Consider the following 13,518-nt stretch of genomic DNA (forward strand, 5'->3'; position numbering starts at 1 on the left):
ACATCGTTCAGGCCGCGCGCGATTGCCTCGTCATCGGACCCGGCAACTGACAAATAGCGCGATCAGAACGCCGCCATTTAGCGCGAGCGTTTACACGCGGAAAAGCTGGGGTGCTACGCAGGTGTCACAACCGGACGGTTGTGACACCGGCCGCGTTACGGACTGGAATGATAAAACAGGAAGTTCGGTACGATCAGTCAGGGATCAGCGCCCAACCACGTATCTGCAATGTCGCCATTGTGGTGAGAGCCGAGACATCGACTTCGATAGCCTTATCGACCGTGACCGGAGCGATCCCATTCCCGACTAAAGCCTGGCTGCACACTCGAACGGACACGCCTGCCCGCCTTAGCGCCGCTATCAAGGCAAGATTGGGGTTCGTCGTGGCACCGGTTTTCGTCGCATATGCCTCATCATCGGCAATAATCGGTGTCGCCGGCCCGTGGACGATCACGATCACATCTCCCTGTGCCGGCCGCACGCCGTCCGCCCCGAGCAGGTTCAGGAAGCGTGCGACCTTCTCCAGCGAGGGATTGACCTTGTCGGGAGATGACGCCGCCTTCGTCACACTGAACAGCACACGATATCGCAGCGAGTGGTCCGGCCGCTCAACCGCGCCTTCTACCGGCGTGATCCTGCCATAGCCGGCAATCACGGGTTGTTGCGCGGTGACGCCTGCTGACCCGGCACTGCTCATGACGGCCAAGCATCCTGCAACTGCGATAGCGGGAAGCCGCATCTGGTTTGTCCTTTCGAAACCGGAATGATTATCCGACCCTCGCAAATACGGCTGCGCCTATATTTTGCGGCCGCGTGGCAGCCGACGCCCCGCGCGCTCGCGACGGTCGGGAAGCGGGCGCTGCCTCATGCACGGCTAGATCATCGGCGCCGAATATCGCCTCGAGCGTGCGCACGCACATTGCGGCTGCGTCATCGGCGAGCCGGTAATGGACCTGCTTTGCCTCGCGTCTCGTCTTCACCAGCTCGGCGCGGCGCAGCTCGGCAAGCTGCTGGCTGAGGGCCGGCTGGGTCACGCCGGTCGCAGCCTCTATGTCCGCAACCTGCCGCTCACCGCCCAGCAGATAGGACAGGATCATGAGGCGCTGGGGTTGAGCGAACACGCGCAGCTTTTCGACCGCCGCATCGGCGATCGCGCGGGATTGATGGATCGCCGTCATCGATCGGCCTTCAACTGATGAAACCAGTCGGCACCGGCGCTGCACGGCAAGGCGGGCGGGAGCAGGACGTCGTCACCCGGCTGCCAGTCGGCCGGCGTATAGGCCTGCCCATCGGCCGATCGCTGCAATGCCCTCACCGTGCGGAGCATCTCGTCGACCGATCGCCCGACGTTCATCGGATACCAGTTGAGCGCACGGATGATGCCCTCAGGATCGATGAAATAGGTCGCGCGCACGGCCGAGGCGTCGCCGGCCTGTTCGTCAAGCATGCCATAGGCGTAACCCACCGCCATCGACGGGTCTTCCACGACCGGGAACGGCACCTCTACACCGAAGACATCCTTGATCGCGCGCAACCAGGCGACATGCGAATACAGGCTGTCAACCGACAGCCCGAGCAAGGCGCAGTCGAGCTCCTCGAATTGCGGTGCGGCCTTCGCCAGGGCCACGAACTCGCTGGTGCAGACCGGCGTGAAATCAGCCGGGTGCGAAAAGAACACGACCCAACGACCACGATACTGATCGAGCGACATCGCGCCCTGCGTCGTGCGGGCGGTGAAATTCGGGGCCGCGTCCCCGATGCGCAACGAGCGCGGTACGTCTGCATCCATCGTTTCCATGCTTTTCAGATGGCACGGGCAGCCCGTTGACGCAAGCGGATTACACAACTACATAAACCATGAAATCAATAATTGGAGGCGATCGTGGAATCGGCGTTGAATGAGGCAGTTGCGCAGATTGAACGTGCGAAGGCGGCGGTAGCGCCGGTCGTTCACTCGTTCTTCGACGAGCCGACCAACACCGCGACCTACGTCGTCTGGGACCCCGCCACGCGAAAGGCGGCGATCGTTGACAGTGTCCTGAACTTCGACGCTGCGGCCGGTCGCACCAATACGGCGTCGGCGGATGCGGTAATCGCTTATGTGCGGGAGCACGGCCTTTCGGTCGACTGGCTGCTCGAAACCCATGCTCATGCCGACCACCTGTCTGCGGCGCCCTATCTGCAAAAGGCGCTGGGCGGTCAGCTCGCGATCGGCCGCGACATCATTCGCGTGCAGAACGTCTTCGGCAAGATTTTCAACGCCGGCACCGACTTCGAACGGGACGGCTCCGAGTTCGACCACCTGTTCGACGATGGCGACCGTTTTACGATCGGCGACATCGAGGCCATCGCGCTGCATGTGCCGGGGCACACCCCCGCCGATATGGCCTATGTCATCGGCGACGCAGTCTTCACCGGCGATACCCTGTTCATGCCGGACTACGGCACCGCACGCGCAGACTTCCCCGGTGGTGATGCGCGCCAGCTATTCCGCTCGATCCGTCGACTGATGCAGTTGCCCGACGAGACGCGGCTGTTCCTGTGCCACGACTACAAGGCTGCGGGGCGCGACCGGTATGTCTGGGAGACGACCGTGGGCGCGCAGCGCGTCGGCAACGTCCACGTTCATGAGGGGGTGGACGAAGACAACTTCGTCGCGATGCGCACCAGTCGGGACGCCACCTTGTCGATGCCCAAGCTCATCCTGCCATCGGTGCAGGTCAATATGCGCGGCGGCCATCTGCCGGAGCCGGAAGTCAACGGCACCCGCTACCTCAAGATTCCACTGGATACGCTGTGATGCCCGGATTTCCCCATGCCATGCCGCTTGCCGGCTTCATCGGCGGCCTGATGATCGGGTTCGCTGCGGCGATCATGTTGCTGGGCAACGGCCGCATCGCCGGGGTCAGCGGCATGTTCGCGCGTGTCCTCGCTCTCTCTGAAGGGGGAGCGCCTTGGATGATGGCCTTGCTTTTCACGGCGGGGCTGCCCCTGGGCGCGGCGCTGACCGCAGCCAATGTGAATGTGGAAGCTCGCTTCCCGACGTCGCTCGGGCTGATCGCCGTCGCCGGGCTGATCGTCGGGATCGGGACGCGGCTCGGCGCGGGGTGCACCAGCGGTCACGGCGTCTGCGGCCTGTCGCGCCTGTCGCCGCGGTCCATCGTCGCGACCGGCACGTTCATGGCGACCGGCATCGCCACCGTGACCCTCATGCGTCTCGCGGGAGTGGTATCGTGATGCGCCAGAGCCTTCTTTCGCTCGTCAGCGGCACGCTGTTCGGCGCCGGCCTCGCCGTGTCCGGCATGATCGATCCTGCGCGGGTACGGGCGTTTCTCGACGTCGCCGGTGCCTGGGACCCGACCCTGGCATTCGTCATGGCGGGAGCGATCCTGCCGATGGCGATAGCCTGGCTCATCGTGCGTGGACGCTCTACGCCGATCGTCGCGGAGCAATTCCATACGCCGGCCACGTCGCCGATCGACGCGCGCCTCCTCGGCGGTGCCGCCCTGTTCGGCATAGGCTGGGGCCTTGTCGGCCTGTGCCCCGGCCCCGCCATCGCCGCGCTCGCGATCCAGCCTGCCCCCGCGCTGCTCTTCACCGCTGCAATGGCGCTCGGCGCAGCCATCCACCGCTTCGCACTCATCCCACGCCGTTCGGCGTGACCGGACAGGAGACATTACATGGCCTTCAAGAAGATCACACCGTCCTTCTCGGCTGCTCCCCAGCTCACCCGGGATGATGTCGCTGCCGCCGCACAGGCGGGGTTTCGCTCGATCGTTTCGAGCCGGCCAAATGGCGAGGAGCAGGGACAGCCGAGCGCACACGAGATGGCCCGGATCGCCGAAGAACACGGCCTTGCGTTCGCCCATGTCCCGATCGTGCCGGGCAAGGCGACCGATGCCGATGCGGACCGGATGAAGGAAGCGCTGACTGCGCTGCCGGGACCGACGCTCGGCTTCTGCCGAAGCGGCACGCGGGCGGCTACCCTATGGGCGCTGGCGGAGGCGAGTCATGCCGATCCCGAAACGATCGTCGGTCAGGCCAAGGCAGCCGGGTACGACCTGGCCGATCTGAAGCCGGCGCTCGCTCGCCGGTCCGAAAGAACCGGCAAATGACCTACGACATCGTCATCATCGGAGGCGGAGCTGCGGGCATCGCAACCGCCGCCAGCATCCTGAAACGTAACGCCAAGGTGTCGATCGCGGTCGTCGATGCGGCCCGGGACCATTATTACCAGCCCGGTTGGACGTTAGTCGGGGCAGGCGTTTTCACCCCCGAACAGACCCGCAAGGCCGAAGCCGATGTCATGCCCAAGGGCGTCGAATGGATCCGGCTGCCGGCGATCACCATCGACCCCGAGCGTCAGGCGATCACCCTGGGCGACGGGGATACGATCGCCTATCGTGTCCTGATCGTCGCCCCCGGCCTGCGTTTGGCGTGGGAGAAGATCGCGGGGCTTACCGAAGCGTTGGGCCGCAACGGGGTCACGTCCAACTACCGCTACGATCTGGCGCCCTACACCTACCAGCTTGTCCAGGAATTGCAGCGGGGACGCGCGCTGTTCTCGCAACCGCCGATGCCGATCAAGTGCGCCGGCGCGCCTCAAAAGGCGATGTACCTGTCCTGCGACATCTGGCGCGAACGCGGTGTTCTCCCCGCGATCGACGTCGAATTTCACAACGCCGGTGCGGCGCTGTTCGGCGTCGCGACCTATGTCCCTGCGCTGATGGAATATGTCGAGAAGTATAGGATCAACCTCAAGCTCGAATCCAACCTCGTCGCGGTCGACGCCGATCGGCGTATTGCCACCTTCGAGCGCAAGCAGAACGGTGTCAGCGAGCGGATCGAGCGCGGGTTCGACATGCTCCACGTCGTGCCGCCGCAGGTGTCGCATGACGTCGTTGCCAAAAGTTCGCTCGCGGCGGCAAACGGCTTCGTCGAGGTCGATGAGGCGACGCTGCGCCACAAGCGATACGACAACGTCTTTGCCTTGGGCGATGCTGCGGGGACGAGCAATGCGAAGACGGCTGCGGCAGCCCGCAAGCAGGCACCCGTGGTGGCGGTCAACGCGCTCGCCGCACTCGAAGGCAAGCCTCCTGTTGTCGACTATGACGGCTATGGGTCGTGCCCGCTCACCGTCGAGCGCGGCAAGATCGTCCTCGCCGAGTTCGGCTATGGTGGAAAACTGCTCCCCAGCTTTCCGTCGTGGCTGCTGAACGGCACGCGCCCGACGCGCGCTGCCTGGTTCCTGAAGGAGCGGATGCTGCCCCCGATTTACTGGCAAGGCATGCTGAAAGGCCATGAATGGATGGCGGCTCCGCATAAGATCGGCAAAGCGGCATGACCCTCGAACCGATCCAGTATCTGCTGGGTGCGTTATCCGGCAGCCTGGTGGGCTTTACCCTCGGGCTTGTCGGCGGGGGCGGCTCGATCCTCGCCGTCCCACTCATGGTCTATCTGGTGCGCGTGCCCGACGCCCATCTCGCCATCGGCACGAGCGCGTTCGCCGTCGCGGCTAACGCCGCCACGGGGCTGATCGGCCATGCAAGGGCGCATAACGTCAAATGGCGCTGTGGCGGCATGTATGCGACCGCCGGCGTCATCGGCGCCCTGTTCGGCTCTACCGCGGGCAAGGCCGTCGACGGCGGCAAGCTCCTGTTCCTGTTCGCACTGGTCATGGTCGTCGTCGGCGTCCTGATGCTGCGCGGGCGCGGTGACACGGGCAACCCGGGGGCGGAGTGCAACCGGGAAAAGGCGCCGAAGGTGCTGGGCTACGGCCTCGGCACCGGTCTGTTCTCGGGCTTCTTCGGCATCGGCGGGGGCTTTCTGATCGTCCCCGGCCTGATCGGATCGACGGGCATGCCGATCCTGAACGCCGTCGGCACGTCATTGATCGCCGTCACCGCGTTCGGGCTGACGACGGCCGCCAATTACGCATTTTCGGGTCTGGTGGACTGGCCGCTGGCTTTCGTGTTCATCGCCGGTGGAGTTGTCGGCGGCTTGATCGGCACGCGCATCGCGAAGCGCCTCGGTACGGGCGGCACGCTCACCACGGTCTTCGCCGTCCTGATCTTCGTGGTGGCGGCCTACATGCTCTGGAAAAGCGCGGCCGCGTTTCTCTGATGGCGGGTGCGATTGCCATCGGGCCGCTGATGCTGGCCGTCGATCGCGGGCTTGCCGTGCTGTGCATCGTCGTGTTCCTTGGCCTCACGACACTGGCCGGTCGGTTCCGCTTCCCTCGCGTATCGACGGTCTCCACCAGCGCCATCGTCGCTGGACTGGTCACGGCACGGATCGGTTACGTCGCAGCGCATTGGTCGAGCTACACCGGCGCTCCGCTGTCCATCCTTGCCGTGTGGCAGGGTGGCTTTTCCCCCGTTGCAGGGCTTCTGGGCGCTGCGGCGATGCTGGCGATCCGGCTTGGCCGCTCAAGCGCGCTGGCGGCAGGCTGGGGAGCGTTGGCTGTTGCGGGTGGCCTCTGGTTCTCGCTTCAGGCGCTGATCCCTCCCGTGACCTACGGCCCGTTCCCCTATCATCTCAACCTGACAACCCCGTCCGGCGCGCCGCTTCCACTCGATCGCTTCCGTGGCAGGCCCTTCGTGGTCAACCTGTGGGCGACATGGTGCGGTCCGTGTCGGCGTGAGCTGCCGATGCTCGATGCGGTTGCGTCGCGCCCTGGCGAGGTCCCGATCCTTCTTGCCGATCAGGGCGAGGCGCAAGCGATCGTCAGCGGTTTTCTCGGCCGTGAAAATATCGGAGCGCGCCATGTCGCGCTCGACCCCGATCGTGGCCTTTCTCAAGCCCTGAAGGTGGCGGGGTATCCCGCAACGGCCTTCGTTGCGGGCGACGGCACGATCGTACAGCTCCAGCTCGGTGAATTGTCACGCGCTGCGCTCGCCGATGGAATCGAATTAGCAAGGAAACACCGATGAATCGTCGCAACCTGTTGTCTCGGGGCCTCCTGGCCGCGCTTGCCTTCGCCGCGCCGATCACGCCTCTCATGGCCCAGCAGCCCGATCTGTCGCGCAAGGCGGTCGTTGACGATCCCGTGGCTCCCAAGCGCGCCGGCAGGACCTACGACGTCACGGTTGTCGAGTTTTTCGACTATAACTGCCCCTATTGCCGTCGCATGGAGCCGGTGCTGAACGCCCTGCTTCGCTCCGACCCGAAGGTACGGGTCGTGTACCGGGACTGGCCGATCTTCGGACCTGCCTCGCGTGAGGCGTCACGCGCGGCTGTCGCGAGCCAATGGCAGGGCAGGCATGCCGCCTTTCACGAGGCCCTGATGACCTCGCCGGCGCGGCTCGACAGCGCGGGCGTCAAGGCAGCGGCTGCCAAAGCCAAGGTCGACTGGCCCCGTCTGCAACGCGATTTGAAGAACCGTGGCGCCGAAATCGACGCGCTGCTTACGCGCACCGATAGCATCGCCCAGGCGATCGGTTTCAACGGAACACCAGCGCTGATCGTCGGCTCGCAGGTCGTCGCCGGTGCTGTCGATCTCCCGACGTTGCGTCGTCTCGTCGCGGAAGCGCGCAAAAAACCAGCGGCGCGCTGACCATGCCCGGGCCGCTCAATCGGAGACAGCTTGCCGGCTTGGGCGCGGTGGTCGTGGGTGGTTGGGCAGTCGGGCAGGTTCTACGGCGTACCGCCCCGATCGGGCGCGACGTCGGGCCGACCGCCGACCTGATCCTTGCCGGTAACGGCTCGCCCGAGGACGGACCTGCCGATGCTACGCTCCGGCTTGCCGTGTTCACCGACTATCGTTGCCCGGCCTGCCGTCATGGATTTTCCGCCCTGGAAGAGGCTGTGCAACGCGACGGCAAGGTGCGGGTCATCTACAAGGATTGGCCCATCTTCGGTCCGCCATCCGAACGTGCCGCAAGCGTGGCGCTCGCGTGCGCCGAACAGGGAGTTTACCCGACCGTCCATCGTGCGTTGATGACGGACAGCCGCACGATCGACGACGACGTGTTGCGGGACGTCGTGATGCGCGCTGGCGGCGATTGGCTGCGCGCGATGACCTGGCTTGCCGCCCACGCGGACGCTGTCGCAGCCCGCCTGCGGGCGAACGGACAGGAAGCCTATTCGATCGGACTGGCGGGCACCCCGGGTTATCTTGCCGGTCCCATGCTGGTGATGGGCGCGATCGACGCCAGCGATTTCCAACGGCTGTTCGCGCGTGCGCGGGAAGAAAGCTGACGATGCGAGAGGATACGAAACATGATCGAGTATAATCACAAGGGCATGACGGTTGCGTCGCTCCATGACGAGCGCACCGGCAGCTTCCAGTATGTCGTGGTCGACGAAGCCACGAAGACCGCCGCGATTATCGATCCGGTCCTCGACTTCGATCCCCGTGCCGGTGCGACCGCAACCGACAATGCCGATATGATCCTCGAATATGTCCGCGCCAAGGGACTTACTGTGGAATGGGTGCTCGATACCCATCCCCATGCCGATCACTTCTCGGCCGCGCCGTATCTCGCGGAAAAGACAGGGGGCAAAACCGCGATCGGCACCAAGGTCGTGGAGGTGCAGAAGCTCTGGCAGGACATCTACTGCCTGCCCGACCTGCCCGTCGATGGTAGCCAGTGGGATCGCCTGTTCGCCGATGGCGAGCAGTTCAGGATCGGCTCGCTCGACGCGCACGTCATGCTGTCGCCCGGCCACACGCTCGCCTCGATCACCTACGTCGTCGGCGACGCGGCGTTCGTCCACGACACGCTGATGGTGCCCGACAGCGGCACCAGTCGGGCTGACTTTCCAGGCGGCAACGCGCGCGCGCTGTGGCGCTCGATCCGGGCGATCCTCGAACTGCCGCCCAGCACCGCGACCTATGTCGGCCACGACTACGGCAAGGACGGGCGCGAAGTCTTTGGACGATCGACCGTGGCGGACCAGCGTCGTGACAACATCCATGTGCACAACGGCATCGGTGAGGCCGAGTTCGTCGCCACCCGCGAGAAGCGCGACGCAACCCTGCCGCTGCCGGACCTGATGCTTGCCGCGCTCCAGGTGAACATCCGCGGCGGTCGCCTGCCGGAGCCGGAGGCGTGCGGCACAGCGTTCCTCAAGGTGCCGCTCAACCACTTCGGCGCGGGCAAATGACCGAACCAACGCCGCCAACGCCCGGTGATGATGGCGATGCCCAGCGTATCATCTTCGCCATTACCGCCGCGCTGCTCGTCCTCGTCGTCACCTACAAGGTAGGGCAGTCTGACGCGCCCGTGCAGGCACCCGTCGAGGTAGCAGCGGACGCCGCCTTTTCGCCACCGGCGGAAAGCACCATCCCCGCCGGGCCGGACGGCGACGCGATCCGGCGCGGTCGACTGATCTTCACCGCGAGCGCGGCTCATGCCGGCCAGTACGTCGGCAACGGCCTGACGTGCAGCAACTGTCACCTCGATGCCGGGCGGAAGGCCGATGCGTCCCCGATGTGGGCGGCCTGGGTCAGCTACCCAGCTTATCGCGCGAAGAACGGCCGGGTGAACACGATGGAGGATCGCATCCGCGACTGCTTCCTCTACTCGATGAACGCGCCCGCCTCGAAAGCCGGCGCCCCGCCGCCCTATGGCGACGATATCTACCGCGATCTCCAGAGCTATTTCGCCTGGCTCGCGACCGGCGCGCCATCCGGCAAGCCGCTGCCCGGTCGCGGGTTCATAAAGCTCGCCACAACCCCGATCGGGCACGATCCGGTTCGCGGCGCGATTGTGTTCGCCGGCCAGTGCGCATCATGCCACGGTGCGAACGGCCAAGGGCAGGCGAACCCGGACGGCAGCTATACTATCCCGCCGCTGTGGGGAGCGCGCTCCTACAATTGGGGTGCGGGCATGACCGGGCTGGCGTCGGCTGCCGGGTTCATCAAGGCCAACATGCCTTATGGTGAGGGCAACACGCTGACGGATCAGCAGGCGTGGGATGTCGCCGCCTATGTCGATAGTCGCGAGCGACCCCGCGATCCGCGGCAGACCGGGACTGTCGAGAGCGCACGTAAGCAGTTTCACCCCAAAGGGGACTATTATGGTCAGGAGATTGACGGAAAAATGCTTGGCAGCTGATCGCTCGGCTTCCTAACCAGTGTCACAACCGAACGGTTTTGACACCATTCCTTGAGTAGCCAAGTCAGCTAATCGCTTAGTGACCTAGCCGTAATGGATAAGTTGAGTCACTGCTGTTTTCTGCTTTCGTTCTCCACGATACTGAATCATAGAATTGTTATGTCAATCGCGCGTGAACATCGCTGGCTCTACCCGATTGACTGGCGTGAACTATCTGCCTTCATCCGGTTTGGCCGCGCCAAAGGACGCTGCGAACATTGTCAGCGCCCGCATGGTCGTCATGTGCTGCATCTGGGCGATGGTGTTTGGTGGGATGAGGACATAAGCAGGTGGCGCAACGGGCAGGGCAGGTGCGTTCGCCGCCTGCCGCCGCCCGACGCCCTCTTATGCGCGCAACCTGGCTTCGTCGGCATTGATCCACCTTCACAAGTGCGGATCACGCGCGTGGTTCTTGCTAGCGCGCATCTGAACCATGATCCGAGCGATAACCGACCACGCAACCTCGCTGCACTCTGCCAGCGGTGCCACATGCGCCACGACGCCAGCGAGCATCGCCGACGTCGGTGGATCAACGCCTTCCGTATGCGTGCGATCGGCGATCTATTTGCCTGATCCGAAATCTCCTGCTGACCGCCTGGGAGCTAATCAAAGATCACTCAGTCGGTGAATCGAACGCTGTCAGGATTGGGCACGGCCCTGCCGATCCCGAGCCGCACTCGCTGGCAAGCCGACGCAGCGAAGCACGCGCCTGTTCAAGCTCGGCGATCTTCGCATCCAGCGCCGCCATCTGCTCATGGGCGAGCTGGCGCGCACGCGCGCGATCGTCGGTCGCATCCAGCGCCAGAAGCTCACCGATCTGCTCGAGCGTGAAACCGGCTGCCTGCGCCGAGCGGATGAAGCGAAGGCGGCGGGCGTCATCGGTGCCGTAGCGCCGGATGCCGCCTCCGGCGCCAGCCCCGGTCGGCCGGTCTGGCTCGTCCAGCAAACCGCGACGCTGATAGTAGCGCACCGTTTCGACGCCGACGCCGCCCTCGCGCGCGAGCGCCGCGATCGTCATGCCGGTCATGCCTTGACTCCGTACTATGGTACGGACCCTATATAGGCGGGGCGAGGATATTGGAGAAGCGGCATGGCGAGCGCCCCCGCCAAACAGGCGACGATCTACCGGATGGTGATGCCGGAACATACCTGCCCTTTCGGGCTGAAGGCGAAGGATCTTCTGCGCCGGGAAGGCTATGCGGTCGATGACCATTGGCTGATGACGCGGGAAGAAACCGACGCTTTCAAGGCGAAGCACGGCGTCAAGACGACCCCGCAGATCTTTATCGCCGGGGAGCGGGTCGGCGGCTATGACGATCTGCGCCGCTTCTTCGGCAAGATGGTCCGCGACCCCAAGGCCGTCACCTATCGCCCGGTGATTGCCGTGTTCGCGATGACGGCGCTGATGGCGCTCGCCGCCAGCTATGCGGTACTCGGCACGCCCTTCACGGTGCGGGCGGGTGAATGGTTCATCGCGTTCTCGATGTGCGCTCTGGCGATGCTCAAGCTCCAGAACGTCGAGAGCTTCTCGAGCATGTTCCTCAACTACGATCTGCTCGCGAAGCGCTGGGTGCCCTATTCCTATGTCTATCCCTACGCGGAAGGAGCGGCGGGCGTCCTGATGGCAGCCGGCGCGTTGACCTGGCTGTCGGTGCCCGTCGCGCTCGTTATCGGTACGATCGGCGCGGTGTCGGTGTTCAAGGCCGTCTACATCGACAAGCGTGAGCTGAAATGCGCGTGCGTGGGCGGGGACAGCAACGTGCCGCTCGGCTTCATCTCGCTCACCGAAAACCTGATGATGGTCGCGATGGCGCTGTGGATGATCGCTGCGCCGCCCGTGCTGGCGATGGCGCACTGACGCGAAGGTCGGCACGCGTCGTCAATGCGGGCTGATCGCCGTAACTTCTGCCGTCATACCCTTCGCCTTGGCGGTGAATGCGACCCGCTGCCCCGACCGCAGTCCCTTGAGCAGGGTCGGGGGGGATGCCCGGAAGGTCATCGTCATTGCGGGCCAGCCGATCGTCGGGATCGGGCCGTGCTTGATGGTTACGGTTCCACCTTTCGCGTCGACGGCAGTGATCGTCCCCGATCCGCTGCCGGATTTTACAGCCGATGCAGCCGGCCTGCTGCCTTGAGCAAGAGCGCTCGCTGCGATCGGCGTGACTAGTAGCATGAATGCGGCGCGCATGGAGAAAGTGGCTTTCATCAGATCTTCCTTTCGGGGCGGGTTGAAGCTCGCCGCCGCAAGAGCAAGTAGGCGGCTGGCAGGATGAACATGGAGAGGAAAGGGGCGGTCAGCATTCCACCGATCATCGGCGCGGCGATCCGGCTCATCACCTCCGATCCGGCGCCATGCCCGATCAGCACGGGGAACAGCCCGGCGACGATGACAGCGACGGTCATCGCCTTGGGACGTACCCGCAACAGCGCGCCCTCCCTGATCGCTTCCGATACTTGCTCGCCCGACGGTGACGGCCCGCGCTCGGCCAATGCGTGTTTCAGGTAGATCAGCATGACGACGCCGAACTCCGCCGACACGCCGGCGAGCGCGATGAACCCGACACCTGTGGCGACCGATTGCGCATAGCCGAGCAGCCATAATGTCCAGATGCCGCCGGTCAGCGCGAAGGGCAGTGTGCCCATGATAAGCGCCGCCTCGTCGAGGCGACCGAAGGTAAGGTAGAGGAGAAGGAAGATGATCGCGAGTGTCGCCGGCACGACGAGCATCAACCGAGCCTCGGCACGCTGCAGATACTCGAATTGTCCGGAATAGGCGATCGAGACGCCGGGGCTGAGCCGAACATCTTTGCCAACAGCACGGCGCAGATCGGCGACCGTGGAGGCCAGGTCGCGCCCGCGCACGTCGACATAGACCCATGTCGAGAGTCGACCATTTTCCGTCTTGAGCATCGGTGGACCTTCCGCGATCGACACGGATGCGACGGTGCCGAGTGTGATCTGCTGACCCGATGCGGTGACGATTGGGAGAGTTCGCAGTCCCTCCAGACTGTCACGCAGCTCGCGGGGGTAGCGGACGCTGATCGGGTAGCGGGCAAGGCCCTCCACCGTCTGGCCGATCGTCTCGCCGCCGATCGCGCCGGACACAATCTCCTGCACATCGGCGATGTTGAGACCGTAGCGCCCCGCGGTCACCCGATCGATATCGACATCGACATAGCGGCCTCCGGTCAACCGTTCTGCCAATGCCGAGCTGACGCCCGGCACGGTCCTGGCGACACGTTCGATGCTGCCGGCGATGCGGTCCAGCTCGGAGAGGTTGGACCCCGACACTTTCACCCCGATGGGACTCTTGATGCCGGTCGTGTGGATCGGCGTGGAAAAAGGACCCCGGTAGCGGGGTGATCGGCGTCGAAAAGGGACCCCTCATCCCGGTGGTCTAGGCTGTTCGCTTGGCGGT

The 13,518-nt window shown here is 64.7% G+C and carries 18 protein-coding genes and 1 pseudogene; 13 read left to right on the plus strand and 6 right to left on the minus strand.

The window, feature by feature from the left end; translation table 11 throughout:
* Positions 1-193: 193 nt before the first annotated feature.
* The 3 genes from BMX36_RS20725 to BMX36_RS20735 form a co-directional block, all read right to left on the minus strand.
* Positions 194-697 carry a DsrE family protein gene (locus tag BMX36_RS20725; protein ID WP_018251190.1) on the minus strand — a complete coding sequence of 168 codons (504 nt, stop codon included), beginning with the start codon at positions 695-697 and terminating at the stop codon, positions 194-196.
* A gap of 70 nt (positions 698-767) precedes the next feature.
* Entirely contained in the window at positions 768-1,178 is a 411-nt protein-coding gene (locus BMX36_RS20730; protein ID WP_018251191.1) for an ArsR/SmtB family transcription factor, read from the minus strand.
* A complete protein-coding gene (locus tag BMX36_RS20735; protein ID WP_018251192.1) occupies positions 1,175-1,798 on the minus strand; it encodes a peroxiredoxin in 624 nt (207 codons plus the stop codon). Before BMX36_RS20735 ends, BMX36_RS20730 begins: the two co-directional genes overlap by 4 nt.
* Before the next feature lie 84 nt (positions 1,799-1,882).
* On the opposite strand from BMX36_RS20735, the gene BMX36_RS20740 reads away from it, so the two are divergent.
* The 12 genes from BMX36_RS20740 to BMX36_RS20795 all read left to right on the plus strand — a co-directional run bounded on the left by BMX36_RS20740 (position 1,883) and on the right by BMX36_RS20795 (position 10,673).
* On the plus strand, positions 1,883-2,800 hold the full coding sequence (locus BMX36_RS20740; RefSeq protein ID WP_272695613.1) for an MBL fold metallo-hydrolase: 918 nt from the start codon (positions 1,883-1,885) through the stop codon (positions 2,798-2,800).
* A 20-nt stretch (positions 2,801-2,820) separates the two neighbouring features.
* The gene (locus tag BMX36_RS20745; RefSeq protein WP_018251194.1) at positions 2,821-3,237 is read left to right on the plus strand and encodes a YeeE/YedE family protein; all 417 of its coding nucleotides are present in this window, start codon (positions 2,821-2,823) and stop codon (positions 3,235-3,237) included.
* Positions 3,237-3,662, plus strand: coding sequence for a DUF6691 family protein (locus tag BMX36_RS20750; RefSeq protein ID WP_018251195.1), 426 nt, complete (start codon positions 3,237-3,239; stop codon positions 3,660-3,662). The genes BMX36_RS20745 and BMX36_RS20750 overlap by 1 nt, the downstream gene beginning before the upstream one ends.
* 18 nt (positions 3,663-3,680) lie before the next feature.
* Positions 3,681-4,115 (plus strand): protein tyrosine phosphatase family protein, encoded by a 435-nt coding sequence (locus BMX36_RS20755; protein ID WP_018251196.1) that lies wholly within the window; start codon positions 3,681-3,683, stop codon positions 4,113-4,115.
* Entirely contained in the window at positions 4,112-5,344 is a 1,233-nt protein-coding gene (locus BMX36_RS20760; protein WP_018251197.1) for an NAD(P)/FAD-dependent oxidoreductase, read from the plus strand. Before BMX36_RS20755 ends, BMX36_RS20760 begins: the two co-directional genes overlap by 4 nt.
* A complete protein-coding gene (locus BMX36_RS20765; protein ID WP_018251198.1) occupies positions 5,341-6,123 on the plus strand; it encodes a sulfite exporter TauE/SafE family protein in 783 nt (260 codons plus the stop codon). Before BMX36_RS20760 ends, BMX36_RS20765 begins: the two co-directional genes overlap by 4 nt.
* Positions 6,123-6,932: a TlpA family protein disulfide reductase gene (locus BMX36_RS20770; RefSeq protein ID WP_018251199.1), complete on the plus strand. Its 810-nt coding sequence runs from the start codon at positions 6,123-6,125 to the stop codon at positions 6,930-6,932. The genes BMX36_RS20765 and BMX36_RS20770 overlap by 1 nt, the downstream gene beginning before the upstream one ends.
* Positions 6,929-7,555 carry a DsbA family protein gene (locus BMX36_RS20775; protein ID WP_056432835.1) on the plus strand — a complete coding sequence of 209 codons (627 nt, stop codon included), beginning with the start codon at positions 6,929-6,931 and terminating at the stop codon, positions 7,553-7,555. The genes BMX36_RS20770 and BMX36_RS20775 overlap by 4 nt, the downstream gene beginning before the upstream one ends.
* Before the next feature lie 2 nt (positions 7,556-7,557).
* Positions 7,558-8,199, plus strand: coding sequence for a DsbA family protein (locus BMX36_RS20780; protein WP_026189135.1), 642 nt, complete (start codon positions 7,558-7,560; stop codon positions 8,197-8,199).
* 21 nt (positions 8,200-8,220) lie between these two features.
* Complete coding sequence (locus BMX36_RS20785) at positions 8,221-9,108, plus strand: MBL fold metallo-hydrolase (RefSeq protein ID WP_018251202.1); 888 nt, start codon at positions 8,221-8,223, stop codon at positions 9,106-9,108.
* A complete protein-coding gene (locus BMX36_RS20790) occupies positions 9,105-10,061 on the plus strand; it encodes a c-type cytochrome (RefSeq protein WP_018251203.1) in 957 nt (318 codons plus the stop codon). Before BMX36_RS20785 ends, BMX36_RS20790 begins: the two co-directional genes overlap by 4 nt.
* Positions 10,062-10,220: 159 nt before the next feature.
* Entirely contained in the window at positions 10,221-10,673 is a 453-nt protein-coding gene (locus BMX36_RS20795) for a hypothetical protein (protein WP_093068445.1), read from the plus strand.
* A gap of 40 nt (positions 10,674-10,713) precedes the next feature.
* Here the strand turns inward: BMX36_RS20795 and BMX36_RS20800 are convergent, their stop codons facing one another.
* Positions 10,714-11,127: a MerR family DNA-binding protein gene (locus BMX36_RS20800; protein ID WP_018251207.1), complete on the minus strand. Its 414-nt coding sequence runs from the start codon at positions 11,125-11,127 to the stop codon at positions 10,714-10,716.
* A gap of 63 nt (positions 11,128-11,190) precedes the next feature.
* On the opposite strand from BMX36_RS20800, the gene BMX36_RS20805 reads away from it, so the two are divergent.
* On the plus strand, positions 11,191-11,958 hold the full coding sequence (locus tag BMX36_RS20805; RefSeq protein WP_017980773.1) for a glutaredoxin family protein: 768 nt from the start codon (positions 11,191-11,193) through the stop codon (positions 11,956-11,958).
* Between the two features lie 21 nt (positions 11,959-11,979).
* Here the strand turns inward: BMX36_RS20805 and BMX36_RS20810 are convergent, their stop codons facing one another.
* Together BMX36_RS20810 and BMX36_RS20815 are read right to left on the minus strand one after the other, a co-directional pair.
* A complete protein-coding gene (locus BMX36_RS20810) occupies positions 11,980-12,306 on the minus strand; it encodes a copper-binding protein (RefSeq protein WP_017980774.1) in 327 nt (108 codons plus the stop codon).
* Positions 12,306-13,421: pseudogene (locus tag BMX36_RS20815) on the minus strand (efflux RND transporter permease subunit); the annotation flags it as partial. The pseudogene BMX36_RS20815 and the gene BMX36_RS20810, both read right to left, overlap by 1 nt.
* Positions 13,422-13,518: the final 97 nt, after the last annotated feature.

The organism is Sphingomonas sp. OV641 (genome assembly GCF_900109205.1).
Classification (GTDB): domain Bacteria; phylum Pseudomonadota; class Alphaproteobacteria; order Sphingomonadales; family Sphingomonadaceae; genus Sphingomonas.

Excerpts from the sequence above, each read along its gene's own strand:
- BMX36_RS20770 (WP_018251199.1), top strand. The coding sequence starts at position 6,123 with ATGGCGGGTGCGATTGCCATCGGGCCGCTGATGCTGGCCGTCGATCGC.
- BMX36_RS20775 (WP_056432835.1), top strand. The coding sequence starts at position 6,929 with ATGAATCGTCGCAACCTGTTGTCTCGGGGCCTCCTGGCCGCGCTTGCC.
- BMX36_RS20790 (WP_018251203.1), top strand. The coding sequence starts at position 9,105 with ATGACCGAACCAACGCCGCCAACGCCCGGTGATGATGGCGATGCCCAG.
- BMX36_RS20765 (WP_018251198.1), top strand. The coding sequence starts at position 5,341 with ATGACCCTCGAACCGATCCAGTATCTGCTGGGTGCGTTATCCGGCAGC.
- BMX36_RS20800 (WP_018251207.1), bottom strand. The coding sequence starts at position 11,127 with ATGACCGGCATGACGATCGCGGCGCTCGCGCGCGAGGGCGGCGTCGGC.
- BMX36_RS20730 (WP_018251191.1), bottom strand. The coding sequence starts at position 1,178 with ATGACGGCGATCCATCAATCCCGCGCGATCGCCGATGCGGCGGTCGAA.
- BMX36_RS20810 (WP_017980774.1), bottom strand. The coding sequence starts at position 12,306 with ATGAAAGCCACTTTCTCCATGCGCGCCGCATTCATGCTACTAGTCACG.
- BMX36_RS20805 (WP_017980773.1), top strand. The coding sequence starts at position 11,191 with ATGGCGAGCGCCCCCGCCAAACAGGCGACGATCTACCGGATGGTGATG.
- BMX36_RS20760 (WP_018251197.1), top strand. The coding sequence starts at position 4,112 with ATGACCTACGACATCGTCATCATCGGAGGCGGAGCTGCGGGCATCGCA.
- BMX36_RS20745 (WP_018251194.1), top strand. The coding sequence starts at position 2,821 with ATGCCGCTTGCCGGCTTCATCGGCGGCCTGATGATCGGGTTCGCTGCG.
- BMX36_RS20725 (WP_018251190.1), bottom strand. The coding sequence starts at position 697 with ATGAGCAGTGCCGGGTCAGCAGGCGTCACCGCGCAACAACCCGTGATT.
- BMX36_RS20780 (WP_026189135.1), top strand. The coding sequence starts at position 7,558 with ATGCCCGGGCCGCTCAATCGGAGACAGCTTGCCGGCTTGGGCGCGGTG.
- BMX36_RS20750 (WP_018251195.1), top strand. The coding sequence starts at position 3,237 with ATGCGCCAGAGCCTTCTTTCGCTCGTCAGCGGCACGCTGTTCGGCGCC.
- BMX36_RS20785 (WP_018251202.1), top strand. The coding sequence starts at position 8,221 with ATGATCGAGTATAATCACAAGGGCATGACGGTTGCGTCGCTCCATGAC.
- BMX36_RS20795 (WP_093068445.1), top strand. The coding sequence starts at position 10,221 with ATGTCAATCGCGCGTGAACATCGCTGGCTCTACCCGATTGACTGGCGT.
- BMX36_RS20755 (WP_018251196.1), top strand. The coding sequence starts at position 3,681 with ATGGCCTTCAAGAAGATCACACCGTCCTTCTCGGCTGCTCCCCAGCTC.
- BMX36_RS20735 (WP_018251192.1), bottom strand. The coding sequence starts at position 1,798 with ATGGAAACGATGGATGCAGACGTACCGCGCTCGTTGCGCATCGGGGAC.